This window comes from Xenorhabdus khoisanae (genome assembly GCF_001037465.1).
GTDB classification, from domain to species: domain Bacteria; phylum Pseudomonadota; class Gammaproteobacteria; order Enterobacterales; family Enterobacteriaceae; genus Xenorhabdus; species Xenorhabdus khoisanae.
In genome coordinates this window covers 1-2,922 of record NZ_LFCV01000166.1, presented here as the reverse complement: position 1 = coordinate 2,922, position 2,922 = coordinate 1, and the positions used below count along the sequence as shown (strand labels likewise).

Here is a 2,922-nt window from a genome sequence, read left to right as displayed (position 1 = left end):
TATCTGGATATCCATGATGCCATACGGGATATCACGCCATATTTGGGCGGCTATTACAACCATGATCGTCCGCATAGTTTTAATGGTGGACTTTCACCGGTTGAATATGAAAAGCAGTGGGAAGAGGCTAAAAATGTGTCCAGTATTTCTTGACCACTACATTTCTTTGACCATCGTGGCGCAGGCACAGGATACACTGGAAGAAAGTTTTACCCGGCTGGCAAAAAACGCGGTGGGAGAAAATACCGAATCACTACGTGTCCGGCAGGATGTACAGGAAGTGAAAGAACTGCTGGGACGACGGCATAAACTGTACCGCAGTGCACTGATCTTTCTGGTGCGCGGCAAGGATTTGGGTAATCTGAACCAGAGGGTACATCAGTTATCTTCCACATTACTGAGTGCTGGATTACAGCCCGTGCGACCGGAATTCAGTGTGTCTCCGCTGAATGCCTATTTGCGCGCCCTGCCAATGTGTTTTAACCCGCAGAAAGATAAAAAACACTGGTACAGCCGCCTGACGTGGGTGCAGCATCTGGCAGGACTTATGCCGGTCACCGGACGTTCAACCGGCACCGGACATCCGGGGTTCAGCTTCTTTAACCGGGGCGGTGCACCGCTGACCTTCGATCCGATGAACAAACAAGATCGCACCCAGAATGCGCATTTATTGCTGTTTGGCCCGACCGGCGCAGGTAAATCTGCCACCCTGTGTGCCTCTCTGGTGCAACTGATGGCTGTCCATCGACCGCGCCTGTTTATTGTCGAAGCGGGGAACAGCTTTGGTTTACTGGCCGATTATTACGCCAGTCTGGGGCTGACCGTTAATAAAATCGGTATCAAGCCAGGTTGTGGGGTGAGTCTGGCGCTGTTTGCTGATGCCCATCAGTTGCTACAACTCAGCCCCAATCAATTACGCATTAATGAAGCCGATATTCCTGATACCGATGAATCGCAGGATGAAGGGGATGAGCAGCGTGATATTCTGGGCGAGATGGAAATTGCCGCCCGGCTGATGATCACCGGCGGTGAGAAAAAAGAGGAAGAGCGTTTAACCCGTTCCGATCGGGGTTTGATCCGCGAAGCCATTATGATGGCAGCCCACACCAGCTTTGCTGAGCAACGTCAGATGATCGCCTCAGACTTACAAAACGCCCTCTACGCTATTGCCCACAATCATCAGCAGGACGAACGCGGACAACCTTTGATGACCGCACACCGACGGGCACGCGCGGATGAAATGGCCGGTGCCATGTCGATGTTTACCCAGGGCTTTGAAGGGGAACTGTTTAACCGTCCCGGCACACCATGGCCGGAAGTGGATGTCACCCTGATTGATTTGGGTACGCTGGCGCGGGAAAACTATTCGGCACAAATGGCATTGGCAATGGTGTCGCTGATTAACACTGTCAATAATCTGGCCGAACGGGATCAATATCAGGATCGGGAACTGCAACTGGTGATCGATGAAGGGCATATCACCACCACCAACCCGCTGCTCTCCCCCTATATGACCAAAGTGGTGAAAATGTGGCGTAAACTGGGCGCCTGGCTGTGGCTGGCGACGCAAAACCTCGCCGATTACCCGGATACCGCTGAGAAAATGTTGAATATGGCTGAATGGTGGCTGTGTCTCACCATGCCGCCGGATGAAGTGGAACAAATCGCCCGCTTCAAGAAACTGACCGAAGAACAAAAAGCGGTACTACTCTCTGCCAGTAAACTCCCGCGCTGTTATACCGAAGGCGTGGTGCTGGCGAAAAAAATCGAAGCGTTGTTTCGGGTAGTGCCACCAAGTCTTTATCTGGCGCTGGGGATGACGGAAAAAGAAGAAAAGGCCGAACGGCGGGCGTTAATGCGTGAGCATCAGTGCAGTGAACTGGAAGCGGCTGTGTTAGTGGCCAGAAAAATGAATGTTGCTCGTGGGTTAAAACAGACATAACTATTCAATTTTATTATCGGGTATATTGACTGAGAGAGCGTTAGCCCTCTTGCCTAAAAAATTGAGATGAATATAAGAATGAAAAAGCATCAATCAAATCATGGAAAAAAGAAACTTTATCGCCGGGTCAATACGACAGCCCATTTCGTTTTTCATCATGGCGGTGAATATCCATGGGAGCGAGCCAGACAAAAATTAATCAGGGAGGATATGCCCTACTTTCCGTCTATGAAAGGCAAGCAAAGACGCGGCTTAGATTACACGCCACTTTTTATGTTTTTATTGAGTAAAGTCGGTGAAAAATGGGATGCGGTTCACCGTGAGGCCGTTCAGCGACTGGATAGTCCAGAACCTTTATTTTGGATAGTGGCGTTACATGAGCATGAACAAAGAGATTATATCCGCTGTGGTGAATCCAGTTATTACAACGGGCTGTTCGTCGATGGATCAGGTTTTTTAAGGAAGGTAAATCCGCATTTATCAGCCAATGATATTTCTATCCCGTGTCAGTGCTGTACGCATACATTTAACGGGGTTCCTATTTACCGCTGATTCAGTTAATTTTCACCATGGGAAAAAGAGTTAAGTGCAGTATTTAACGCGCTTTTTCTGCATGTTACCCCTTTCAGCATTAATGAAAAGGGTCATAATCCGTGGTGCAAAAAATCCAGTCCCGTTGGTTCAGCAGGGTAAACTCTTTGATTATCGGTCTGTTAAGTCTGCCACTCAGTTTTCCCGGTCAGGCCATGCCGGAAGTTCCAAACCCGGATCAGCATGAGCACACCCTGGCCGAAATCACCACCCAATGGGGGCAACTTACGCAGTCACAATCCCCCAACGAAGCGGCAAAAACAATGGCTGCACAGCAGTTATCGTCTGCGGTCACATCAGCACTGACACCCTGGTTTAACCAATATGGCAATGCCCGTCTCACACTCCCTTTCGACAGCCACTTTTCGTTAAAAGACGTTGCATTTGAC

The 2,922-nt window shown here is 49.5% G+C and carries 1 protein-coding gene and 2 pseudogenes; all 3 read left to right on the top strand.

Translation table 11 applies throughout. From position 1 onward, the window contains the following. Positions 1 to 160: 160 nt before the first annotated feature. A pseudogene (locus AB204_RS18835) lies at positions 161 to 1,942 on the top strand (conjugative transfer ATPase); the annotation flags it as partial. Between the two features lie 78 nt (positions 1,943 to 2,020). Next, entirely contained in the window at positions 2,021 to 2,494 is a 474-nt protein-coding gene (locus AB204_RS18830; protein ID WP_047964921.1) for a hypothetical protein, read from the top strand. Between the two features lie 101 nt (positions 2,495 to 2,595). Then, positions 2,596 to 2,922 (top strand): annotated as a pseudogene (locus AB204_RS18825) (inverse autotransporter beta domain-containing protein); the annotation flags it as partial.